General features: G+C 60.4%; 15 protein-coding genes and 1 pseudogene. 7 read left to right on the forward strand and 9 right to left on the reverse strand.

Annotated elements, in window-relative coordinates:
* Positions 1-146 precede the first annotated feature (146 nt).
* The 3 genes from LOY52_RS21305 to metR all read left to right on the forward strand — a co-directional run bounded on the left by LOY52_RS21305 (position 147) and on the right by metR (position 6989).
* Positions 147-689 carry a hypothetical protein gene (locus LOY52_RS21305; RefSeq protein WP_258675886.1) on the forward strand — a complete coding sequence of 181 codons (543 nt, stop codon included), beginning with the start codon at positions 147-149 and terminating at the stop codon, positions 687-689.
* Between the two features lie 165 nt (positions 690-854).
* Positions 855-5951 (forward strand): dermonecrotic toxin domain-containing protein, encoded by a 5097-nt coding sequence (locus LOY52_RS21310; RefSeq protein WP_258675887.1) that lies wholly within the window; start codon positions 855-857, stop codon positions 5949-5951.
* A 120-nt stretch (positions 5952-6071) separates the two neighbouring features.
* Entirely contained in the window at positions 6072-6989 is a 918-nt protein-coding gene (metR, locus tag LOY52_RS21315; protein WP_007968856.1) for a transcriptional regulator MetR, read from the forward strand.
* Here metR and LOY52_RS21320 read toward each other — a convergent pair.
* The 5 genes and pseudogenes from LOY52_RS21320 to LOY52_RS21340 all read right to left on the reverse strand — a co-directional run bounded on the left by LOY52_RS21320 (position 6973) and on the right by LOY52_RS21340 (position 10989).
* Complete coding sequence (locus LOY52_RS21320; protein WP_258675888.1) at positions 6973-7503, reverse strand: GNAT family N-acetyltransferase; 531 nt, start codon at positions 7501-7503, stop codon at positions 6973-6975. The genes metR and LOY52_RS21320 overlap by 17 nt on opposite strands.
* 2 nt (positions 7504-7505) lie before the next feature.
* The gene (locus LOY52_RS21325) at positions 7506-8144 is read right to left on the reverse strand and encodes a LysE family translocator (RefSeq protein WP_258675889.1); all 639 of its coding nucleotides are present in this window, start codon (positions 8142-8144) and stop codon (positions 7506-7508) included.
* 23 nt (positions 8145-8167) lie between these two features.
* The gene (locus LOY52_RS21330) at positions 8168-8602 is read right to left on the reverse strand and encodes an NUDIX domain-containing protein (RefSeq protein ID WP_258675890.1); all 435 of its coding nucleotides are present in this window, start codon (positions 8600-8602) and stop codon (positions 8168-8170) included.
* 73 nt (positions 8603-8675) lie between these two features.
* Positions 8676-10000 (reverse strand): annotated as a pseudogene (locus LOY52_RS21335) (APC family permease).
* Positions 10001-10167: 167 nt separating this feature from the next.
* A complete protein-coding gene (locus LOY52_RS21340; protein WP_258675891.1) occupies positions 10168-10989 on the reverse strand; it encodes a carbon-nitrogen hydrolase family protein in 822 nt (273 codons plus the stop codon).
* Between the two features lie 124 nt (positions 10990-11113).
* Between LOY52_RS21340 and LOY52_RS21345 the strand changes: the two genes are divergently transcribed.
* A complete protein-coding gene (locus LOY52_RS21345; RefSeq protein ID WP_258675892.1) occupies positions 11114-11914 on the forward strand; it encodes a LuxR C-terminal-related transcriptional regulator in 801 nt (266 codons plus the stop codon).
* A 247-nt stretch (positions 11915-12161) separates the two neighbouring features.
* Positions 12162-13781, forward strand: coding sequence for an FMN-binding glutamate synthase family protein (locus LOY52_RS21350; protein ID WP_258675893.1), 1620 nt, complete (start codon positions 12162-12164; stop codon positions 13779-13781).
* Here LOY52_RS21350 and LOY52_RS21355 read toward each other — a convergent pair.
* The 4 genes from LOY52_RS21355 to LOY52_RS21370 all read right to left on the reverse strand — a co-directional run bounded on the left by LOY52_RS21355 (position 13715) and on the right by LOY52_RS21370 (position 18937).
* Positions 13715-15358 (reverse strand): glycosyltransferase family 39 protein, encoded by a 1644-nt coding sequence (locus LOY52_RS21355; RefSeq protein ID WP_258675894.1) that lies wholly within the window; start codon positions 15356-15358, stop codon positions 13715-13717. The genes LOY52_RS21350 and LOY52_RS21355 overlap by 67 nt on opposite strands.
* On the reverse strand, positions 15355-15717 hold the full coding sequence (locus tag LOY52_RS21360; RefSeq protein WP_258675896.1) for a GtrA family protein: 363 nt from the start codon (positions 15715-15717) through the stop codon (positions 15355-15357). The genes LOY52_RS21355 and LOY52_RS21360 overlap by 4 nt, the downstream gene beginning before the upstream one ends.
* Before the next feature lie 114 nt (positions 15718-15831).
* On the reverse strand, positions 15832-17319 hold the full coding sequence (locus LOY52_RS21365; RefSeq protein ID WP_258675897.1) for a glucosyltransferase domain-containing protein: 1488 nt from the start codon (positions 17317-17319) through the stop codon (positions 15832-15834).
* Between the two features lie 199 nt (positions 17320-17518).
* Entirely contained in the window at positions 17519-18937 is a 1419-nt protein-coding gene (locus tag LOY52_RS21370) for an amino acid permease (protein WP_258675898.1), read from the reverse strand.
* A gap of 624 nt (positions 18938-19561) precedes the next feature.
* On the opposite strand from LOY52_RS21370, the gene LOY52_RS21375 reads away from it, so the two are divergent.
* Together LOY52_RS21375 and LOY52_RS21380 are read left to right on the forward strand one after the other, a co-directional pair.
* Positions 19562-20020, forward strand: a complete 459-nt coding sequence (locus LOY52_RS21375; RefSeq protein ID WP_258675899.1) for an REP-associated tyrosine transposase — start codon at positions 19562-19564, stop codon at positions 20018-20020.
* Between the two features lie 266 nt (positions 20021-20286).
* Positions 20287-23400 (forward strand): transglycosylase domain-containing protein, encoded by a 3114-nt coding sequence (locus LOY52_RS21380; protein ID WP_258675900.1) that lies wholly within the window; start codon positions 20287-20289, stop codon positions 23398-23400.
* The last annotated feature ends 8 nt before the right edge of the window (positions 23401-23408 follow it).

The raw sequence follows: 23408 nt of genomic DNA on the forward strand, positions 1-23408 counted from the left end.
ACGGTTTCCATGTCTGGGATCCGAGTCCCGATGCCACTAAGCTGGGCGGAATGTCGTTCTCGTTTTTCCGCAAAGACGCCAGTTTCAGGCACCTGCCCTGAGACCGGAACAATGGCTACATCATTTACCCGGTATTGAAACGCCCGGTGGGCACTTTGCAGACCATGGTGCTGTGCGTGTTTCCCATCGACGGCGCAACAATGGAAAGGGATAAACCAGGCTGTGGTGCATCCAACTCTTACCCTGTCGTCAGTAAACGCTGCCAGTCCCAGGACATCACCACGGCCGAACAGTGGGTCGCCCACACCTTAACCCACAACGTCGATTATTTCCGCTATCAGTGCAGCTTCGATGTGCGCGACCAAATGAATGAGCTTGCCGCCGACTCGTTTTATCAAGCCATCCGCGCGATCGCGCGCAAGCCCGTCGGGCGTCCGGGGTTCAATGAATTCAGCGAACTCATCATCGCGACCTGGAAGAGAGGCATCCCGGAGCAACTGCCCATCGAAGCGTTTTTCTACGTGGATAGCGGACTGGCCGTGGCGAGGCATAACCAATGCGACTTCTACAAAGAATCAAAGGGCAAAATCGTCCCGATCATCAAACTGACGATGCCGACCTCTGCTAAAAATGCGCGGTTTGCATTCCGCGAGACAGATCAGAACGTTGGTGAGTCCTGCCGGCTTTGATCATTTGAGGTATTGGTTGATCGCCCATGACCTGAGGTGGACACCCACTGAAACGAATGCGCGAGCAAGCGATAACTATGTACCGCAGGGCCCTGTGACGGCTCGCCTCTAATGGCATGTATGCCCGGAAATTCCCGGCCTGCATGCCTTTTGGAGCCTTGTCGCATGTCCCACGCACTGCCCCCTGCAACGGCCGATTTCGGCCTTGATCATCGGCTACAGCCATACGTCGATCAAACGCTTTACCTGTCGGCGACGGCTCGTTTGAACGACTGTCACCAGCAATGGCTGGATCTCATGGCCCACCATCCCCAACAGCCCGAAAGCGCCTGGTGGGGAGCCCGCGCGCCCGGCACTGCGGTGTCGCGGCGCGAGCATGCCCTGAGTCTCTATCACCTGCATTTCGAGGCCGCGCTTCAATGGGCGGAGGTCGAAGGCAAGCTCGACGCCTCACAACGACACAGGCTGGCGCAGCTCCTCACTCCTTCGAGGAAGGTCGGGGCGGACCTGCGGGTCGCGCAACCGGTACTCAACCGCGTCGATAACAGCCGTCTGCGCGTGTACGGCACGTTGCTGATCCAACTTGAGAAAACCCTGCTGCTTTATCTGCCCACTTTCCCGCAACCGTTGATGCGTTTCGAACAGCAGACCGCTCTTGAACGCTGGCTGATTGACCAGCTCCCGGGTCCGCTACGCACCACCTCGCTGGACTTCATCGAGTTCGGTAACGATCCGCTCAAACGCGGAATTGAACCACTGATGTCCACCTCGACAAGCACTGGTGCCAATTGGGCCGTGCTCGACAAATTTTTCCCGGTAGCATCCGCTCCGCCGCAGGATGCCGGGCCAACCGTCGATGAGGTCGCACCCTTCGGCTTGCTGGTTGCCGACATTCCCCTGGATCTGCGCCGACAGACGCTGGCGCTTGAACAACGTGCGCTTGAACGCTTGTTTGGCGACGCCGATCCGGACAGTCCGCAACGCCAACAACTGGCGCAACGATTCGATGCTTTGAGCGACGCGCAGCAAGCCAGTCATGACGCGGCATCCGCCCTGCTCGACAGCCAGCATCCACTGACGATGCTCGAACTGCGCCAGGCCAGCAACGTGCACTACCATGCCCTGCTGCAGGCGCGTATCGCGGGACTGCGCGCCGAGGTCGAACTGCAACGGGCGCTGGACCATCTGACCGTCGAAGAGCATCGACGCGTCATCGCGTTACTCGACGCACCGGGGCACAACCTGCCGACAGCGGACGGGGTTATCGCCCGCGTATCGTTGGCGGCGGCAGATCAGGACATTACTGCCGTCGAGGATCTTCGAGGCGTACTGATCATCGCGACGACGGCGGCGCTGGCGTCCGACTCAAGCGACAGCCTGCTGCTTTACTGGCCCGGCCAGTTCGGCGGGCTGACCCTGTATCTCACACCTCTCACTAATGACCCGCTCGCCTGGTCCCTCGATCAACAGCTTTATCAATGCGAACAGCAGGCCGCGCAGATCCTGCGCGACAACCCGCTGCCCGACCGTGCCGACGAACGCCGGGCCGAGATGGAAATGCTGCGCGAACAACACCTGCCACGCCTGACCGTACCGGTCGCACAGGCCCGTGAACGGGCATTTACCGAACGTCAGGCGCAAGACCGCAGCGCGGCGCTGGCCGGCAACCTGCCTGCATGGTTTGAAAAGCTGGACCACGCGCCACGTGCACGGATCAAAACGCTGATCAGCCAGTACCTGGGCGCCATGCAACGCGCCCACACCTTGCTAGAACGGGAATTACCGCCGCGTCAGGCCTTCGCCGAACAGCGCATCGACGCCCGCTTGCGTACAGACTTCGCACTCAGACAAAGCGTGAGCGTGAGCCTCGATCTGCCCGATTCGACCTCCTGGCAAAAAACCGTGATGGAAGGCGCCGCGCCTGGCACACCGCAACGCAATGTCCTGACCGCGAGCGACAAGCGCGGCGACCTCAGCCTTGAACAACTGGCACAGGAAAATATCGATCAGGACATGTGGCTGCGCCTCTCGTTCATGCGCGCCAGAATCAGCGCCGAGAATCCCACTGATCGACAGAGCCTCGAAGCCGGGATCACTCCGGCCTATTTAAGCAAACTGGTGACAGAGCTGGATCTGCCCGGACGTTACGAAGAACTGATTCGCCAGGCGTTTTTCGGCGCGCCGGCAGAACCGGCGTTTCAGCAGGCCTGGCGCCGTGAATGCCTGAGCGAACCGTGGCGGCTGATGCTCCGGTTGCAAGGTGAATTCGCCCTGCTGCAACGGCACATCGACAGTGCCGGCCATGCCGTGCTGAAGGTCGCCATTGAGGCGACTACACCTCAGGCGTATGCCGTTAATGGACAACGTATCGCGCTGCTGCCGGTGCACCTGACCGTCGGTGGTGAAGACACCGCGCATCAGGGACCGAGCACGCTCGCGGGTGTCACGTTCATTGTCGAGCAAACCAGTGGCCTGACCCTGCTGTACCTGCCCGACAGCACCGACGCGATCTTCCTGCGTCAATACGAAACACTGGAACAGGCGCGAGTGGATCTGTTCAGGCGTTGTGTGGACAGCAACGTGGTCAGCTACCTGGCCGGACGCGCCGTGAGCGGCGATTTTGCCAGCCATGTCAGCCGGATCAACCAGGCACAACTGCGCAATTTCGATGCGTTGATCGGCATCGGGATGGCCTGGCCGGCGACCACCTCGCTGGCCTTTCATCTATTGAACGTGCACATGGGCCGGTTGCTGGAGGCCCATCGCAGCAGTTCGCGGTCCAACGATGCGTTGTATCTGGAACGCTGTGCACTGAAGTCCGGGGCGTTGTTCAACTATCTGAAAATGGCCATCGGCATGTTGCCGTTCGTGGGCACGGCGGTGGCCCTGTATGACGCCTGGAACAGTACCAATCTGGCGGTCGCGGCGTTCTTGCGCGGCGAGCTCGGACATGGTCTGGCGGAGGTGGAAGCGGTGCTGCTGTCGCTGATCGACGCGGCAATGGATGTGCTTCCCGGAACAGTCTCGGCACCCGCAGCCGCACGTCTGGCCAGCCGCCAGCGGCAACGCGCGGTACTGGGCAGATCCGCCGCGATGTCGACGTCCTGGCAATGGGCACGGCAGTCGCTCGAGCGCTTCAAGGGTTACGAGTACGAATTCGAAATCTCCCTCGCCGGCCTGCACCCGGCCACCCACGGTGTCTATCGCAACGTCTACCGCCACGCCGATGGCGACTTCATCCTTCGTCAGGGCCGCATCTATCGGGTTCAGCTCAGCGATGCGCCGCGTGGCTGGAGGCTTTATGGCTCACGGATGCGCAGCTACAAACAACCAATCGCCCTCGACGAAAACGGCCAGTGGAACACCCATTACGCGGTGTACGGCACCGTTATGGACGGTGGCGGTGCCGGCGGCGGCGCGGTGCTCGGACATCTGGCCGACGGCATGGACCCTCTTTGGCCCGCGCCAATTCGCCAGTGGTTGCCGCGCTGGTGGACCGATCGGCAGTTGCGCAGGCAATTGACCCTGACCAACACCGCCGACGCCTATACCCGGCGCCTCGACACCCAGACACGCGCTTCCAACCAGTTACTGGAGAACTACCAGAAACTCGACGTTGCCCTGCGCAAGCCACTACAGGCAGCGGTCGACACAGCGTGCCTCAACGACATCGACATCGCGATCGCCCAATATGACAACCTTGCCGAACTGTTGCCCCTGAGCCACGGCCGCAAGCGTCTGCAAATCGAAGACATCCAGAGCCGCTGTGCCTGGATCGTGGTCGACCGCGCCGTACAGCGCGTCACCGTCGCCCGCGATCGCCTGCTGGAACACCTGAACCGGATCGACGCACTGGTTGCCGAGTCCGATGCCACCCCTTTCGGCAATACAGCGGCCCATATAAAACTCATGGCCCGGCGCAAGCTGGTACGCAAGGATTTCCTCAAGGAGTTCGATCAACTGCACGCAATCACCGGGCAGGCCAACCTGTGGAACAACCGCATCAGCAATCGCGCGCAGAAAGCCCGAATGGCGACAGACATGAGCAATCTCAACCGCAACCTTGGCGACAACACGCACCACTACCTGAGAACTGCACATCTGCTGGAAATCATTACTCGCTACGATGCGGTCAGCGACCTGTCCTGGGTGTATTTTCATACCCAGCTCAAAGACGCCCGGGTCAAGGTCGGGCGCGCGCTGCTGACTCAGCATCACCTGCCAGAGGTCAGCGCCAGCGTGGCCCAGCGCAATCGGGTGATCGAGGATTGTCTGCAGATTTATGCCGGTTTCCGCCGTCAGCTCAACGCCTGGGCGCTGGGTTATGCGCAGCATCTGGATCTGGAACAGGTCGGGCCGTTTCTCGACGGTCTGAGCAAGGTTGAAGAACACGCGCGGCATGCGATCAAACAGCGTCCGCCAATCAAGCCGAAAGAGCCCGGCGGCAGGCAACTGTTCGAAACCGAGGACAACCAGTTGTTGATCGGCACGGAAACTATCGACGCCGGCACCCGGGAAAAACGCTTCACTGTCGAAGGCATCGACGGGTTCCGCGAAACCTGGCTGCCGCGCTCCACTGGCAAGTACCACTTGCAAGCCCAACCCGCGCCAGCCGCTGCACCACTGCCGACCGATGTTCAGCCGTTGCTGGCCGAGGCGCGAAAACGTCTCGCGGCGGTTCCGGCCTACAGCAACCGGGTTCAGGCCTACGCTCCCCAGGACATGCTGCCGGTGGATCTGGAACACATGCTCGTCAGCGAAGCAACAGAGCTGAGCACCCGCGCGCAGACTATCGAGCGATTGTCACCGACTGAACCTGTGGTGCGACAACTGCACGACACGGCCGCAGAACTTCAGCGTACCGGCCGCACGCTGCGCATCGATCAATCACTGCGCAGCAAGACGCCTACCGAAGGCTATCTGGATTATTTGCTGCAACAGCAGGTGGTAGAGATTCGCAAGGAAGGATCGCTGCGGGCACTGGGCAAACGCGCTGACGGGCGCAAGGACTTTCTTCAGGAATACGAGGTGCGCGACCTCACCAGCACGCCGCCGCGCACGCTGTGGTATGCGCACTTTCACTACACCTCGGACAAGGTGCCGTTCGCCGACTTCGTCAAAGCCCATCTGAAATTGCCGGAACAACGCAATCTTGGCCTGCAATGGCAGCAGGCCCAAGCCGCCGGCGGTGCGCAGGTCGAGGCGATCTGGCGTGGCGATATCGGCAAACCGCTGGGAATCCGGCATTTCGCTGATCTCTAGCGCAAAACCAGCGGGGCACTGACTGTGCCCCGCTGCTGCTTGAGCGGTCGACAGCGCCGTCAACATGAGACAAACTCACCGTTTTCGTCATGATCACAAATTTTCTTCATGGGGCCAGCAGTGCTTGAAATCCGTCATCTGAAAACCCTGCACGCCCTGCGCGAGGCCGACAGCCTGGTCGATGCCGCCGACCGTCTGCACCTGACCCAATCGGCGCTGTCGCACCAGTTCAAGGAACTGGAGGAACGCCTGGGCATGCCGTTGTTCGTGCGCAAGACCAAACCGGTGCGTTTCACCAGCGCCGGCCTGCGCCTGCTGCAACTGGCTGACGCGACCCTGCCGCTGCTACGCGCCGCCGAACGCGACATCAGTCGTCTGGCCGGTGGCACCGCCGGGCGCCTGCACATGGCGATCGAATGCCACAGCTGTTTCCAGTGGCTGATGCCGACCATCGATCAGTTCCGCGACGCCTGGCCGGAAGTCGAACTCGACCTCGCCTCGGGCTTCGCCTTCGCCCCGTTGCCGGCACTGGCCCGCGGCGATCTGGATCTGGTGGTGACCTCCGATCCGCTGGACATCGCCGGCATCACTTACGTGCCGCTGTTCACCTACGAAGCGATGCTCGCGGTGGCCAACCAGCACCCACTGGCGAGCAAACCGTACATCGTCCCCGAAGACCTGCTGACTGAAACGCTGATCACCTACCCGGTAGAACGCGATCGGCTGGACATCTTCACCCGCTTCCTCGAACCGGCCGACATCGAACCGGCGCAAGTGCGTACCTCGGAGCTGTCGGTGATGATGATGCAACTGGTCGCCAGCGGCCGTGGCGTCTGCGGCATGCCGCACTGGGCGCTGCACGAATACAGCTCGCGCGGTTACGTGAAGGCCAAGCGCCTGGGCGAGAAGGGTCTGTTTGCCACGCTGTACGCGGCGATCCGCGCCGACATGCTCGATGCGCCGTACATGCGCGATTTCCTGCTGACGGCCAAGGACACTTCGTTCTCGACGCTGGATGGGGTCAGCGCGGTTCGTTGAGGCTGGCGGTTGGCACGAAAGGCGCGGACCACATGTGGATCTTGTCGAAGTAGTCCTCGCCGACCCGCACTGCCATCGGCTCGAGGCCGAACTGGATGAAGCCGCAGCGCTGGTACAGATGAAATGCTGCGTCGTTGCCAGCGGTGACGGTCAATTGAATGACTTTCAGCGCCGGATGCTGCTGCGCTTCGCCCAGCACGGCCTCCATCAATTTCAGCCCCAGCCCGCGCTGACGAAATTCCGCCGACACGTACATGCCGAATACCGTTGCCTTGTGCCGGGCCTTTTCCCGAGGTTCGAACGCCAGGCCGACGATGCCCACCAGCCGACCGTCTTCGAACGCGCCGAACACCGCGTCGAGCTTGCTGGTCAGCCGCGCTTCCCACCAGCTCAGCGGCATCACCGCGCGCTCGCGCACGCTGGAGGTGAAGGCCTGCGGATGGCGGTCGTAGGCTTCGAGCATCAGCTCGCGGTAAGCCAGCGCATGACTGGCGTCGAGGCGTTCGATCCACATGTTCAGGCCGTCCTGCGTTGTTCAAGCATCAGGCGCACCGCCAGACCGGCGAGTACAAATCCCATGAAATAACGCTGCAGCGCCAGCCATGTCGGGTTGCGCACGAACCACGAAGCGATGCCCGCCGCGAACAGCGCGATCAGCAGATTGACGCTGAAACTGACGCTGATCTGGGTCAGGCCAAGAATGATGCTCTGAGTGAACACCGAACCGTGTTCAGGGCTGATGAATTGCGGAAACACCGAGAGGTAGAACACGGCGATTTTCGGGTTCAGTGCGCTGGTAAGAAAGCCCATGGTGATCAGTTTGCGTGACGAATCCGCCGGCAGTTGCTGCGCTTCGAACGGCGAGCGCGCACCGGATCTGACCGCTTGCCAGGCCAGCCACAGCAGGTACAGCGCACCGGCCCACTTCAACACTTCATAAGCCATCGGCACCGCCAGAAACACTGCTGTCAAACCGGCAGCCGCGGCAAACATATGCACGAAAAATCCCGCCACCACACCGAGCAACGAGGTGACTCCGGCCTTGCGTCCCTGACAGATCGAACGCGAGATCAGGTAGATCATGTTCGGCCCCGGCGTCAGTACCATCAACAGCGCGGCGGCGGCGAAGATCAGCAGGTCTTGAAGCGGGATCATGGCGATATCCTTTGCGTGAATGATCAGGCGAGCGCCGTCAGTGATCTGCGATAAAACGGCAGGATCAGGTCGCGTGTCAATGGCGCCAGAACCAGACCCGTTTCAGTCGCCGGATCGATCCAGATCACTTCCTCGATTTCGGCAGCGGGCGTCACATCGGCGTCGATGGTCAGCTGAAAAATCTCCGCTTGCACGACGAATCCCGGCTCATTGGCCGCCGGCGCCGAGAACTGGCCAAGGAAGGATGCCTGCGCCGGGTCGATCTGCAGGCCCAGCTCTTCCTCCAGCTCGCGGGCCAGTGCGTGCACCGGCAACTCATGGGCTTCGATCTTGCCGCCCGGCTGCATGAACGCCGTGGTGCCGCGTTTGCGCACCAGCAGAGTCTGGCCTTCGGTGTTGAGCAACAGCGCAGCGGCGATACGGATGAGGCCGGAAGGTGGAGCGGAAAAAGTCGACATGTCAGACAAAGCCTTCACAAAAACGGCAAGCATCACATGCTTGCCGGTGTGCAGCAAAGCCGCTGCCGAGATCTTACGTGGCTTCCTGAAAATCCATCTCCGGAGGCTGACGACGAAAGCCGCCCGTGAGCACCGCCAGATACACCACGCCAATCGCCAGCCAGCTCAGGCCCAGATACACCGCCAGGTGATCCAGGCTGACCATCAGCCACAAGTCCGCCACCAGCCCGATGAACGGGAAGATCAGAAACAGCACCAGCTCACGCGGGCCTTTTTTCTCGCCGCCGATCCAGTAGTGAAAAATCACCGACAGGTTGACCAGACTGAACGCCAGGAACGCGCCGAAGTTGATGAACGAGGTCGAGGTGGTCACGTCGAGTTTCAGTGCCAGCAACGCCACCGCTGCACACAGCAGGATGCTGTTGACCGGTGTGCCGAAGCGCGCATGCAAGGTGCCGAAAAATGACTTGGGCAACACGCCGTCGCGGCCCATCGCAAACAGCAGGCGCGAACCACTGGCCTGAGCGGACAGCCCCGAGGCGAACTGGCCGACGATCAAGCCAATGAGGAAGATCGAGACGAACAGGTCGCCGCCGATGTTGCGCGCAATTTCATAGGCCGCCGAGTCGACGCTGTCGAACTGGACCGACGGGTGGGCGATCTGTACGAAGTACGACACGCCGACGAAGATCAGCCCGCCAATCAGGGTGATCAACATGATCGCCCGTGGAATGGTGCGGCGTGGGTCGCGGGTCTCTTCGGTCAGAGTGCTGACCGCGTCGAAACCGAGGAACGAGTAACAGGCGATGGCCGCGCCACTCATGATCAGCGGCATCTGCATGTCGCCGTTGAAGAACGGTTTGAGCGACCACAACGGCGTGCGCGCATCGCCACCGACGTAGTGCACGCACAGCGCGACGAAAGCGATCAGCACCAGAAATTGCACCAGCATCAGCAAGGCGTTGATGCCGTTGGCCAGTTTCAGGCCGATGATGTTGATCGCGCTGGTGATGCCGATGAACGCCAGTACCCAGATCCACTGCGGGATCGACGGGAACGCCGACGCCAGAACGCCGCGCCGATCAGCCAGATGGCCATCGGCAAAAACAGGTAATCGAGCAGCACCGCCCAACCGGCGATGAAGCCGAGCTTGGGGCTGATCGCCTTGCGCACGTAGCTGTAGGCGGAACCGGCGACCGGGAACGCAGCGGCCATGCGCCCGTAGCTCAGGGCGGTGAAGAACATCGCCACCAGTGCTGCCAGATACGCGGCCGGAACCATGCCGGCAGTGGATTGCGCGAGGATGCCAAAGGTGCCGAGGACAATGATCGGCGTCATGTAGGCGATGCCGAACAGCACCACCGAGCCTAATGACAGGGTGCGTTGCAAATGGGCCATGGGCGACTTACTCCGGATTTTATTGGATTTATGGCAGAGCCGAGTTCGGCGAATGTTTCGGGTGTGGCTTTGTTGTTTTGAGTGAGTCAGATGAATCGATAAAAGATCGCAGCCTTCGGCAGCTCCTACAGGAGTACGCATTGCAATAGGCTGCGATCTTTTGATCTTCAGCGCGCAGGAATCAGCAACTCACGCAATCCGCACGTGTGCTCCACCACCTCCCCCGGCAGCTTCAAGCGCTGATCATCCAGATAGCGATAATCCTTGCGCGCAATCTCCAACCGGTCGAAATCCAGCTCGACGCTGAACTGCCCCTCCTCACGCCCCGCCTCGAACAACAGCGTTCCCAGCGGATCGACCAGCGCACTGCCGCCGGCAAACATCAAACCGTCATCCCCGGCCTCGACGCGGTTGACCATCAGCGCAAACGCCTGGTTTTCCTGGGCGCGGGCCATGATCGCGGTGCGGTGGGTCGGGGCGTAGGGGTCCATGTTGCCGTTGGTCACGATCAGTAACTCGGCGCCCAGTTGCGCCAGGGCGCGGGCGGATTCGGGGAACTCGATGTCGTAGCAGATCAGCAGGCCGACGCGCACGCCGTTCCACTCGCAAGTGGCATAGCGGTCGCCGGGTTCGAACACGCCGCGATCCGACGCCCAGAGGTGGGTCTTGCGGTACTTGAGGGCGATGCCTTCCGGGGTGATCAGCAGCGTGGTGTTGTAGAAGCGCCCGTTGTCGCTTTCGGCCATGCCGATCACCACAGCGATGTTGCGCTCGCGGGCGGCGGCCAGCACCGCGCTGACGGTCGGGCCATCCAGCGGCTCGGCGATCTGCGCCACGGTGTCGGCGCTCGGGAAGCCCATCAGGTGGGTTTCCGGGAACACGATCAGTTGCGTGTCGGCCGCGCACGCGGCAATCGCCGCGAGGGCACGTTCGAGGTTATACGCCGTGTCTTTGTCACGGCCCGCCAGTTGGGCGAGTTCGACTTTCATCGCGAGTCCTTGTGGTCATGGCCGGGCGCTGAAAGATTGCCCGGTGGCTGTCTGTGGGCCAGTATGCGCAGCAAGCAACCGGCCAGGGAATCACGCGGCCGGGGTAACCCGATAGGGGTAGTCCATGTCCGTTTCGTTTGATGACATCACCTGGCACCGCGCCGTCGGCCAACTGATCGACGCGCTCGACAAGCCGAATTTCTGGGCGCAACTGGTGCGCCTGCTCGACCAGTACGTGGCGTTCGATAGCTGGGTGGTGCTGCTGTTCAGCGCCGATCAGCACCCGCAGGTATTCGCCGAATGCCCCGGCGCGGACGGCAGTCCCGACCCGTTGTTTCAGGATTATCTGCGCGGGTTGTACCTGCTCGACCCGTTCTACATCGCCTGTCGCGAGCAGTCGCGCACCGGGTTGTACCGCCTGTCCGAGGTGGCGCCGGAGCATTTCGAGCTGACCGAGTATTACCAGCGATACTTTCGTCTGAATGTGGTCGCCGACGAAATCCAGTTCAATTGCCAGCTCGAAGGCGAACGCACGTTGTGCCTGTCGCTGGGCAGTGAAAAACGTTTCACTGGCGAACAGATTGCCTTGCTGTCATTGATCCAGCCTTGGGTGCTGGGCCTGTTGCGTCAGCGCCTGCCGTACGAGATCAACCAGACCGTGGCCCTCGCTGCCGCGCCTGCATCGGCGGACTGGCGGGTGCAGCTGGAGGCGTCGGTGCAACAACTCAAGGGCGCGCAACTGACCGCCCGGGAGCTGGATGTCGGGCGTTTGATGCTCAGCGGTTGCTCCAGTAAAGAAATCGCCCGTAAGCTGGAAATCTCCGTAGAAACCGTGAAAGTCCATAAGAAACACATGTACAGCAAGCTGGGGATCAAATCCCAGTCGGAGCTGTTTTCGATTTTTCTCCAGGCGCAGAACGCCTGAAAAGCCTTGGCACGCAGGAGATCTCTGAAGCTTGGAATCCCCTGTGGCGAGGGAGCTTGTCGAATCGTCGCACCGTCCCGCTCGACTGCGCAGCAGTCGCAAAATCTGGACACGCGATGCAGCAGACAGACCGTGATGCCAGGTTTGGGGCTGCTGCGCAACCCAGCGGGAGCAAGCTCCCTCGCCACAAGAGCAAGCCAGTCTGCGCGCCACGGGTAAACCATTGAGTCCGAACCAAGGAAACCGTATGAGCCTGTCACTCCTCAGCCGCTACGCCTTCTTTGCCGTCTGCGTGATTTTCACCCTCGCCAGCCTGCCCTTTCTCGAACACGACTGGCTGTGGCCGATCACCGCCGTCACCGGCGTACTGAGCCTGCTTGGTCTGTTCGACCTGCTGCAGAGCCCGCACGCGGTGCGCCGCAACTACCCGATCCTGGGCAACATCCGCTATCTGGTCGAAGGCATCCGCCCGGAGATCCGCCAGTACCTGCTGGAATCCGACAGCGACGCCCTGCCCTTCTCCCGCGCCCAGCGTTCGCTGGTGTATTCGCGGGCGAAAAATGAAAGCGCCGACAAACCCTTCGGCACGCTGATCGACGTCTATCAATCGGGCTTCGAATTCATCGGCCACTCGATGCGCCCGGCGCCGTTGAGCGACCCGAGCAGTTTCCGCGTCACCGTCGGCGGCCCGCAGTGCACCCAGCCGTATTCAGCCTCGGTGTTCAACATCTCGGCGATGAGCTTCGGCTCGCTCAGCGCCAACGCCATCCGCGCCCTGAATCAGGGCGCCAAACTCGGCAACTTCGCCCACGACACCGGCGAAGGCAGCATCAGCCCGTATCACCGCGAACACGGCGGCGACCTGACCTGGGAACTGGGCAGCGGCTACTTTGGCTGCCGCACCAGCGACGGCCGTTTCGACCCGGAACGCTTCGCCGCCCAGGCGCAGAATCCACAAGTGCGGATGATCGAAATCAAGATGAGCCAGGGCGCCAAACCCGGCCACGGCGGGATCCTGCCCAAGCACAAGGTCACCCAGGAAATCGCTGACACCCGCGGCATCATGATGGGCGAAGACTGCATCTCGCCGTCACGCCACAGCGCGTTTTCCACGCCGATCGAAATGATGCATTTCATCAAGCAACTGCGCGAACTGTCCGGCGGCAAACCGGTGGGCTTCAAGTTCTGCCTCGGGCATCCGTGGGAGTTCATGGGCATCGCCAAGGCCATGCTGGAAACCGGAATTCTGCCGGACTTCATCGTGGTTGATGGCAAGGAAGGCGGGACCGGCGCTGCGCCCGTGGAGTTCACCGACCACATCGGCGTGCCGATGCGCGAAGGTCTGCTGTTTGTGCACAACACCCTGGTCGGCCTGAATCTGCGCGACAAGATCAAACTCGGCGCCAGCGGCAAGATCGTCAGCGCCTTCGACATCGCCAGCGTGCTGGCCATCGGTGCCGACTGGGCCAACTCCGCGCGCGGTTTCATGTTCGCCATCGGCTGCATCCAGTCACAAAGTTGCCACACCAACAAATGCCCGACCGGTGTCGCCACGCAAGACGCCCTGCGCCAACGCGCCCTCGTCGTCCCGGACAAGGCCCAGCGCGTCTACAACTTCCACCGCAACACGCTCAAGGCACTGGCGGAAATGTTGGCGGCGGCCGGTCTTGAGCATCCATCACAACTGTCGGCCAAGCACCTGGTACGACGCATGTCGGCGACCGAAATCAAACTGTTCTCGCAGCTGCATGTGTTTCTGAAACCGGGGGAATTGCTCACGGGTGAGGTGAATGGCGAGTTCTATTCGCGGATGTGGCAGATGGCGCGGGCGGACAGTTTTGAGCCGCAGGAGATAGCGGCGGCATAACTTGTTGCAGACGTGCTGGCCTGCACGATGGCTGGCGCGTCTGGCGTGAACAAGTAAAGGGAAAAACTTACACCATCAAACACGAGTGAGGGTGTTCGCCTCTGCTTAAAAAGAGGCCAGCCATCGGGCAGGCTTGAATAGGTAATCCACCAAACTCTTCGGCTATGAAAATCGACGTTCGTTACACCATCGATAAAGACTCGCGCAGCCGGATCGTCTATCAGACTCAATGCGCCACGACTCGTAAGTTTTAGAAAGCTGTCGATCGATAACTTGGTAGCAATTTTGGGCTTAATGCCTGTCGTGTTGTAGTAATCGACCGATATGATCCAGAACTCCGTGCTGACAATAATTTCGTCCCCCGGACGGGCGTTATGACTCATTTGAGTCATCAAGGTGCTGAACTCACTCTCTCTTCGAGCTCCAGTCCCCTCAAGGCCATCGGTTTGTCGGTAAACCATAGTCAGCCCATGTAATTGCGCAACAACACAAATTAATAACACTGTTTTGGACAACAAAGCGCGACGCGAACCCCATCTATCCAGCGCGACCGCTGTCATCATTGCCAAGGCTGGCGCCGAAAACTGCAGGTATCGAGTTACAAATAGTGCATGAGTCAAGGCAATCAGATAAAGGGCTGTTAATGGCACAAAAAAATAATTGACCAGAAGCCAGCCAATAGGCCGCTCACTGGTCTTGCTTGAAGTGATTGTTACCGCGAACAGCAGCATTAACACCAGTGGAACCAACTTCCACACCGGCGACTGGAGGGTGTCATCGCCCATCACTGTGAACTGCCAAACAAGCGCCAAAGCTTTCTGCAAAGTCACGGGCTCTATCCAATTCAAGAGTTCCGTATCAGCTAATTGGTAAAGGAGATGAGGAATCCAGGGCAAGTACCAGAACACGATGGCAATATTGGCCAGAAACCAATACTCGATCGCGATTGCCGTCCCGGCGTGGATACCGCGGCTCTGCCACCAGAACAGCCAATGCACCAGCACACACAATCCTGCGAAGTAGTGGGTATAAAACGCGGCAGTCATCAGCAAAACGTAGATCAACGCAAAGCGTTTTTGCTCAGGCTGTCTTGCCCAACATAGCAATGCCACGGTTGCAGCAATCAGCCAGAATCCAAGCAATGTGTACATCCGTACTTCTTGACTGTAACGCACTGAAATCGGTAGTAGCGCCAGCAGTACCGCAGCAATCCAGGTAGCCCTGCGTGTCGAGATCAGACTCATCAGCTTGATGCAAAGCAGCAACGTGCCGATATCGGCCAACACACTGAATGCACGAGCCGCCAAAGGAGACTCTCCCCACACTGCCACCCAATAATGCAGCAGCACATAATAAAGCGGCGGATGCACATCCAGAGCGGTCAACGCCCAGATGCGCGCCGGCGTTTCTCGAGCCAGCAGCAGACTGTAGGCCTCGTCATTCCAGATCGCGGGGACTGTAATGGAGTAGAACCGCACGCACAGCGCAATAATCAGAACGGCCGCCAGAGCCAGCAGATCAGCCCGCACTGAAACATTTGCATCTTTGAAAAAAGGTACGGCCACCAAAGCTTTCATGTCCGTTGTCCGCGAAACAGCGCAAACCGGAAAAAGCCGTAAGCCAACGTCAGGTTCAGCGCGGTGAACACCGTGACCGTCAGCAGACCACTCCAGTCACGCGCATCGGCAATCGCACCGATGCCGAAACTGGCTCCGCCCATCAGCCCGATAAACAGCAAATAGCCGAATACCGGCGTTTTGCTGTCGAAGGTGTAGAGCATATTCACGTAAAACGAGAACGCCGCTGCCACGCAGAACGCGGCGAAGTTACTGGCTGCCTGGGTCAATCCGATGGCGCTGCACAGGACGAAAAAAATCTGCCAGTGGATAAATGCATCAGCGATTCCAATCACTGTCAGCGCAGGAAATCCTTTCATTACGGTTCCTTGTCATGACTTGGTCCGGCTGACTTTCGAAGCTAAGGCAAGGCGCTTGAGTGGTCTACTGTCAGAAATTACAGGTGCGGGGTGGATTGCGACGGACGGTCAGGGTTACCACTGCAGCAATCTGCCGTGAGAGGGCTCTTTCATGACAATGAAGCCGTAATCGCCAATCAGGTAAATCCGGTAATACAGGCTGTCCACCAGCGCTGGAAAACCCTGATAACCGACGTGGGTGGCGTTGCGCCGTTCGCGTTCGGCGACCACGTTGGTGATGCCCGCTGACGGCAGGCTTTCCGCGAGGATGAAGTAGTCGACGTTGAGCAGGTAGTGCAGCACCGGCAGCTGTTTGAATGAACCGGTCGCACTGGCCAGCCAGCGATCGGAGTAGCTCACCGAGAGGTAAATCCGCTTGGCTTCACGCAGCTCGCGATGGGCGGCGATGTCGTGGCTCAGGCTGTACAGCGCGCTGCTGGCGAAGGTTTTCTGCAGGCTCAGTACCCGGCCATACGCGAAGGACAGCGAGAGTGTCGCCAGCAGCGGGATGATCAGCAGCAAGGGCCAGCGGCGGTGCCAGGATGCCAGCGCAACGTGCGCCAGATAGAACAACCCCAGCAACAACACGCCGAAGCCCATCAGGGTGCGCGCGCCCTCATTGAAGTCACGGAACAGCAGCGTGATCCCCGGCACCAGCAAGACCAGCACTGGCAGCGTCAGCAAGCACAGCAACAGGGTTGGCCAACGGCGTTGGCGGCACTGAATCAGCCGCACGCAGCCCGCAATCGCACACAACACCAGTGCAGCGAAAACCCACGGGTAGCCGCCGTGAAACAACAGCGCAACTTTATCCAGGACCCGAGCGAAATTGATGCCGATCTGCAGCAGCGGGTTGGTGTCCAGGTTCAACAGATCCGTTTTTCGCAACGGTTCCATGAACGGGTAAGCCGTGACGCTGTAGATCAGGATCCCCAGGCCTGCTTGTGCGAGCTTCCAGCCCACCATCCGCAGGATCTCCGGCCACGGCGTTCGCCGCTGAACAGCCCTGATCAACTCGACACAACACAGACCGAGAAACACATTGAAGCTGATCTGATACAGCCCGATCGCCAATCCCAGCAACGCCGCCGGCACCAGCCAGCGCTGCACCCGCGATGAACCTTCGAACGTGATGGCGAAGATTACCGCGACCATGCTCAGGGCCATGATCGGGCCGTCGTATTGATAGGACAGGTTCTGCAACAGGAAGGGGTTGTACCAGAGCGGCAACGGCACCAGACAGCAGGCCAGCGTCGGTTCGGCGAAGTAGTGAAAGGTCAGTCGCGTCAGGGCCAGGCTCATCGCTAAGACGGCGAGCAACAGCGGCAACGGAAAGATGTTCGGCGCGGCGCCCGTGAAGGTCAGCGCCTGAAAAAACCAGTCGGCAAACAACCGCCCCTGCCCGGCCCAGGCATTGCCGGCGGCCAGCGTGCGCCAGTTGTCGTCGATGTAGGGGAAGTCGGCGAGGATCAGGGGCAGGACGTACAACGAGGTGGCAAGCAGGAAGAACAGCACGGCCTGCCGGTGACTGAGCTCTCGTTGGAGAAATGCGCTCGCCTTCATGTCTGCGCCCCGGTTCACTGCCGCGCGGGATTGCAAAGTGATACAGGTTTGAGCCTTGCTTGCGGGTTTGTATCGCTCTTTCAGACCGGTGGTAAAACGGCAAAAGATCGCAGCCAGCGGCAGCTCCTAAACGGGAAATCTATTCACCCTGTAGGAGCTGCCGCAGGCTGCGATCTTTTGCTTTTGCTATCGCGCTACATCAAGTGGCCGAACGCACCGCACCCTGCGTTTCACCGGTCGGCTGCAGTTTGAACACGTAGAACAACACCGTCAGCAACACCAGAAACACCGGCCCCACATACAACGCCACGCGGGTGTCCGGGAAGTACGCCATCAGGCCGACCACCAGCACCAGGAACGCCAGCGCGAAATACGAGCTGACCGGGTACAGCCACATCTTGTATTTCAGGCCGGCACGTTCGCTGGCGCTCAGGCCTTTGCGGAATTTCAGTTGCGCCAGCAGGATCATCACCCAGGTCCAGATCGCGCCGAAGGTGGCGATCGAGGTCACCCAGACGAAGACTTTCTCCGGCACCAGGTAGTTGAGTAGCACGCCGATCAGCAGCGCGAAAATCGACAGCAGCAGCGCGCGGCGTGGCACGCCGTTGGAGGTTTTGGCAAACCCGGCCGGGGCCTGGCCGTTCTGCGCCAGGCTGTAGAGCATGCGCCCGGTGCTGAAGATGCCGCCGTTGCACGACGACAGCGCCGCAGTGATCACCACGAAGTTGATGATGCCGGCGGCGGTCTTGATGCCCAGACGCTCGAAGGTCATCACGAACGGGCTGCCCTGAGTGCCGATTTCGTTCCACGGGTAGATCGACAGGATCACGAACAACGCGCCCACGTAGAACAGCAGAATGCGCCAGAACACCGAGCCGATCGCGTTCGGAATGGTCTTTTGCGGATTCCGCGCCTCACCGGCGGTCAGGCCGATCATCTCGACACCGAGGTAGGCGAACATGACCATTTGCAGGGACATCAGCACACCGGTTACGCCATTGGGCATGAAACCGCCGTGGGCCCACAGGTTGGAAATCCCCAGCGCCACACCATCGTTGCCGAAACCGAAGGCGATAATGCCGACGCCGCCGATCACCATGGCAATAATGGTGACGATCTTGATCAGGGCGAACCAGAACTCGAATTCACCGAAGGCCTTTACCGCGATCAGGTTGATCGAGCCCATGCTGATCAGCGCCGCGAGGGCCCAGATCCAGCGGGGCACATCGGGGAACCAGATGCCCATGTACACGGCGACGGCGGTGATTTCCGCGACGCAGGTCACCAGCCACAGGAACCAGTAGTTCCAGCCGGTGAGAAAGCCCGCCAGCGGACCGAGGTAATCCTGGGCATAGCGGCTGAACGAGCCGGCCACCGGATTGTGCACGGCCATTTCACCGAGGGCGCGCATGATCACCAGGATCGCCAGGCCGCCGAGAATGTAGGAAAGCATGATCGCCGGGCCGGCCATTTCGATGGCCTTGGCCGAACCCAGGAACAGGCCGACGCCAATACAGGCGCCGAGCGCCATCAGGCGGATATGCCGTTCACCGAGTTCGCGTTTGAGCGGGCCGCCGTGAGCGGTCTCGCCATGGGGCAGGTGATTGCCGACTGGCATAGGGATACAACCTCGTCTTGTTATTGGATATGACCACCGAGTGGCGAAGCGTCGACCGATAGGCCTGGCTTGCCGAAACCGCGCCTGCCTCGTGGGCAAACGCGCCTTGCAGGTCCCGACCTGCAAGATCAGCGGGGCGTGCAGTATAAAAAGCTTGTGACAGGGCTTTTCACTCTATAAACCACAACATTCAGCGGGAACTCTCGGCAGAAAGCCGGTTTACGGAGAGGCATTAACTGCTTTACGTAGGAATAGTCGCCACCAAAAAGGCCGCCGAGTATTGCACAGCGTTGGTGCATCGTCATGTACCTGCGTTGGTGGTATTGCACAGGGGATGCCTCTATTCAGGCTGTTTCGATGAACTTGACGGTCTAGACCCCTGTGGCGAGGGAGCTTGCTCCCGCTCGGCTGCGAAGCAGTCGTAAAACCTCGTACGCGGTGTTTCAGACAGATCGCGATTAGTGGGATTGGGGCTGCTGCGCAACCCAGCGGGAGCAAGCTCCCTCGCCACAGAGGATCCGAAATCTGGAAATTTTCGGAAATTTCGTACAGTCATCGCAGACCCAATTATTGAATGCTGCGACTAGCGTGAATAAGGATTGAACTCGCGAAGGACGCAACGGAATGCGTAAACATCTACATTCACACAGGCTACGCCGAGGGCGCTATTCGGAATCGGGTCGTGCCTATCTGATAACTGCAGTGGTGTATCAGCGCCGCAGGATATTCAGCGATTGGCAGGTGGGTCGTTTATTGGTAGCGGAACTCAGGCGAGCTCATGATCAGCGATGGATCGATTCGATAGCCTGGGTGGTGATGCCTGACCACTTCCATTGGTTGGTCCAGCTGGAAGAAATGCATATTGAACGTCTGATGCAAGCGGTGAAATCCCGCAGCACATTGTCGATTAATCGCGCCCTGAACCGAAAAGGCGCGTTCTGGCAAACCGGCTATCACGACCGCGCCATCCGTGATGGCGAAGACTTGAAACCGTTCGCCCGTTACATCATCGCCAATCCGCTACGGGCCGGATTGGTGGAGCGGATTGGCGATTACCCGCTTTGGGACGCCTGCTGGCTCTAAAGCTCCTACTCTCCCTGTGGCGAGGGAGCTTGCTCCCGCTTGGCGGCGAAGCCGTCGTAATACCCGCGCACGCGGTGTTTCAGACAGATCGCGATTAAAGAGATTGGGACTGCTACGCAGTCCAGCGGGAGCAAGCTCCCTCGCCACAGGTGCAGTTTTCTTCAGAAACCACCCCACTCAAACCCCGCACTTTTTTTCCCCCATCCGCCACCACCGTCTAAGCTTCAGTCAAGTCCGATCAATCTGCGTGAATGGATCAATCGACTATGGGCGCTTTGTGGCAAACCGATTCGAGTAAAGCCGTGGTTCCGACTGAACGTGTGGATGAAGCGCCTGTTCCCCCCCAAAAAAGCCGCAGCCGACATGGCTGGAAGGCGTTCTGGTTATTGCTGCTGATTATTGCCGTCGTGGTGGGTCTGGCCGCGAGCAAGGAAATGCGCACCTCGCGTTTCCAGTCCCGGGAGTTGAGCCAGTACGCCGCTTCGCTCAAATACCAGCTGGAACCCGGCCCCAGCGAAGCGATCCGCTATCCGGGCAACGGGCCGTTCGATTTGCGTCTGGGCTACAGCTCTCTCGATGAATTCCTGCCACGCCTGCTCAAGCGCAATTATGTGATCACCGAGCAGACGCGATTTTCACCCGCGCTGCTGAGCTACACCGACAAGGGCCTGTTCGTGCCCTATTCGGAAAAGATCCAGGCCGGGCTGTCGATTACCGATTGCCGCGCTGCGCCGTTGTATCAGTACAAGTATCCGCAGCAGCTGTATTCGAGTTTTGCGGCGATTCCGCCGGTGGTGGTCAGCAGTCTGCTGTTCATCGAAAACCGCTTTCTGCTCGATCCCAAGCAACCACTGGCCAACCCGGCGGTGGACTGGCCGCGTTTCGGCATGGCCGCGTGGTCGCAAGTGGCGAAGTTGCTCCATCTGCCGGGGCAATCGGCGGGCGGCAGCACCCTGGCAACGCAACTGGAGAAGTACCGGCATTCGCCTGATGGCCTGACGGTGTCGGGCGCCGAGAAGATCCGCCAGATGCTGTCCGCCAGCGTGCGCGCCTACCAGCCCGGCCCGGAAACCCTCGGCGCGCGCCAGAACATCATCCGCGACTACCTCAACAGCGTGCCGCTCTCCGCCGTGCCGGGGCATGGTGAAGTACACGGCATGGCCGAAGGTTTGCGGGTCTGGTACGGCAGCGATTTCAACCAGGCCAATGCGCAGCTGAACAGCCCGGCCACCGATCCGAAAACCATGGCCGAGAAAGGCCTGGCCCTGCGCGAAATGCTCTCGCTGATGATCGCCCAGCGCCGCCCTTCGCATTACCTGACCAAAGGCCGCGAAGAACTCGCCGACCTCACCGACAGCCACCTGCGCCTGCTCAAACAGGGCGGCGTGATCGACAGCGCCCTGGCCGATGCCGCACTGGCGAGCAAGGTCACTTACCGCGACTGGCAGACCCAGCCGACCCTCCAGCCGATCGAAACCAACAAAGGCATCAGCGTCGCCCGCAGCCGTCTGGCGAGTATGCTCAATCGTCCGCTGTACGACCTCGATCGCCTCGACCTGTCGGCCACCAGCACCTTGCAGGGCGAGTTGCAGACCCAGGCCACCGAGTACCTGAAAAAACTCGCCGATCCCGCGTTTGCCGGGCAGATCGGCCTGATTGGCGAACGCCTGCTCACCCCGACCAGCACCACCCAGGTGCGTTACAGCTTCACCCTGTTCGAGCTGACCCCGGACGGCTCGCGGGTACGCGTGCAGACTGACAGCACCGACCAGCCGTTCGACATCAACGAGGGCAGCAAGCTGGAGCTCGGCTCGACGGCGAAGATGCGCGTGCTCACCACTTATCTGCAGATCATCTCCGAACTGCACGACAAGTACGGCGCCATGAGCGTGCCGGAACTGAAGAAGGTCGAAGTGCCGGATCAGGATCGCTTGAGCCAGTGGGTAATCGATTACCTGATTCAGAACAAGGACCATGATCTGTCGAAAATGCTCGGCGCCGCGCTCGACCGCAAATATTCGGCCAGCCCCGGCGAGGCGTTCTTCACCGGTGGCGGCCTGCATGTGTTCCACAACTTTCGCAAGGAAGACAACGGCCGCCTGCCGACCCTGCGCGATGCGCTGCGCGAGTCGATCAACCTGCCGTTCATTCGCCTGATGCGCGACGTGGTGCGCTACGTCACCTACTCCGGCCCCAACAGCAGCGCCGAACTGCTCAAGGACGACCGCGACCCGCGACGTCAGGAATACCTGGCCAATTTCGCTGACCGCGAAGGCACCTCGTTCCTGCTCAAGTTCTGGAAGAAGTACAAGAACAAGGACACCCAGGCGCGCCTCGATACCTTCCTCGACAGCATGCGCCCGACCCCGATCCGCATGGCCGCCGTGCACCGCTACCTGCTGCCCAATGCCAGTCAGGAAGATTTCAACAGTTTCGTGCGCGCCCACCTCAAAGGCGCCAAGCTCACCGAAAAACTCACCGACGATCGTTTGATCCGGCTTTACGACGCTTACGGCCCGGGCACCTACGATTTGCCGGATCAGGGCTTCATTGCCAAAGTGCACCCGCTGGATCTGTGGTTGATGGGCTACCTGCTGCACAACCCGGACGCCACCTTCAGTCAGGTGGTCAAGGCCAGCCAGTTCGAGCGTCAGGAAGTCTATAGCTGGCTGTTCAAGAGCAAGCACAAGGGCGCCCGCGACAGCCGCATCCGCACCATGCTCGAGATCGAAGCGTTCCTGGAAATCCACCAGCGCTGGCAGAAGGTCGGCTATCCGTTCGACCATCTGGTGCCGTCGCTGGCCACCGCCATCGGCAGTTCCGGCGACCGCCCGGCGGCACTTGCCGAACTGATCGGCACCATCCTCAACGACGGCGTGCGCATGCCAACCCTGCGCATCGACAGCCTGCACTTTGCTGCAGACACCCCGTATGAAACGCGTCTGACCAACGACCCGCATGTGGGCAAACGGGTGATGCCATCGGAAGTTGCCACGGCGATGCGCGAGGCGCTCTCGCAAGTGGTGGACTCGGGTACGGCGAAACGCGTTTCCGGCAGTTTCAAAACGGCTGACGGCACCCCGCTGGTGATGGGCGGCAAGACCGGCACCGGCGACAACCGCATCGAAGCCATCGGCTCCGGCGGGCGGATCCTCAGTTCGAAGTCGATCAACCGTACTGCGACCTTTGTGTTCTACATCGGCAACAACCACTTCGGCACGCTCACCGCATTCGTCCCCGGGCGCTCGGCGGAGAACTTCAAGTTCACCTCGGCACTGCCGGTGCAGGTGCTCAAGGGTATGGCACCGATCCTCTCGCCGTACCTGCAACCGGGCACGCACACGATGTGCCAGGCACCGGAGGTCACCGCCGCCCGCTAAGCCACGAA

The sequence above is a fragment of the Pseudomonas sp. B21-051 genome (assembly GCF_024748795.1).
GTDB lineage: Bacteria > Pseudomonadota > Gammaproteobacteria > Pseudomonadales > Pseudomonadaceae > Aquipseudomonas > Aquipseudomonas putida_A.

Excerpts from the sequence above, each read along its gene's own strand:
- LOY52_RS21340 (WP_258675891.1), bottom strand. The coding sequence starts at position 10,989 with ATGAAAGTCGAACTCGCCCAACTGGCGGGCCGTGACAAAGACACGGCG.
- LOY52_RS21380 (WP_258675900.1), top strand. The coding sequence starts at position 20,287 with ATGGGCGCTTTGTGGCAAACCGATTCGAGTAAAGCCGTGGTTCCGACT.
- LOY52_RS21350 (WP_258675893.1), top strand. The coding sequence starts at position 12,162 with ATGAGCCTGTCACTCCTCAGCCGCTACGCCTTCTTTGCCGTCTGCGTG.
- LOY52_RS21310 (WP_258675887.1), top strand. The coding sequence starts at position 855 with ATGTCCCACGCACTGCCCCCTGCAACGGCCGATTTCGGCCTTGATCAT.
- LOY52_RS21330 (WP_258675890.1), bottom strand. The coding sequence starts at position 8,602 with ATGTCGACTTTTTCCGCTCCACCTTCCGGCCTCATCCGTATCGCCGCT.
- LOY52_RS21355 (WP_258675894.1), bottom strand. The coding sequence starts at position 15,358 with ATGAAAGCTTTGGTGGCCGTACCTTTTTTCAAAGATGCAAATGTTTCA.
- LOY52_RS21375 (WP_258675899.1), top strand. The coding sequence starts at position 19,562 with ATGCGTAAACATCTACATTCACACAGGCTACGCCGAGGGCGCTATTCG.
- LOY52_RS21360 (WP_258675896.1), bottom strand. The coding sequence starts at position 15,717 with ATGAAAGGATTTCCTGCGCTGACAGTGATTGGAATCGCTGATGCATTT.
- LOY52_RS21370 (WP_258675898.1), bottom strand. The coding sequence starts at position 18,937 with ATGCCAGTCGGCAATCACCTGCCCCATGGCGAGACCGCTCACGGCGGC.
- LOY52_RS21325 (WP_258675889.1), bottom strand. The coding sequence starts at position 8,144 with ATGATCCCGCTTCAAGACCTGCTGATCTTCGCCGCCGCCGCGCTGTTG.
- LOY52_RS21365 (WP_258675897.1), bottom strand. The coding sequence starts at position 17,319 with ATGAAGGCGAGCGCATTTCTCCAACGAGAGCTCAGTCACCGGCAGGCC.
- LOY52_RS21345 (WP_258675892.1), top strand. The coding sequence starts at position 11,114 with ATGTCCGTTTCGTTTGATGACATCACCTGGCACCGCGCCGTCGGCCAA.
- LOY52_RS21320 (WP_258675888.1), bottom strand. The coding sequence starts at position 7,503 with ATGTGGATCGAACGCCTCGACGCCAGTCATGCGCTGGCTTACCGCGAG.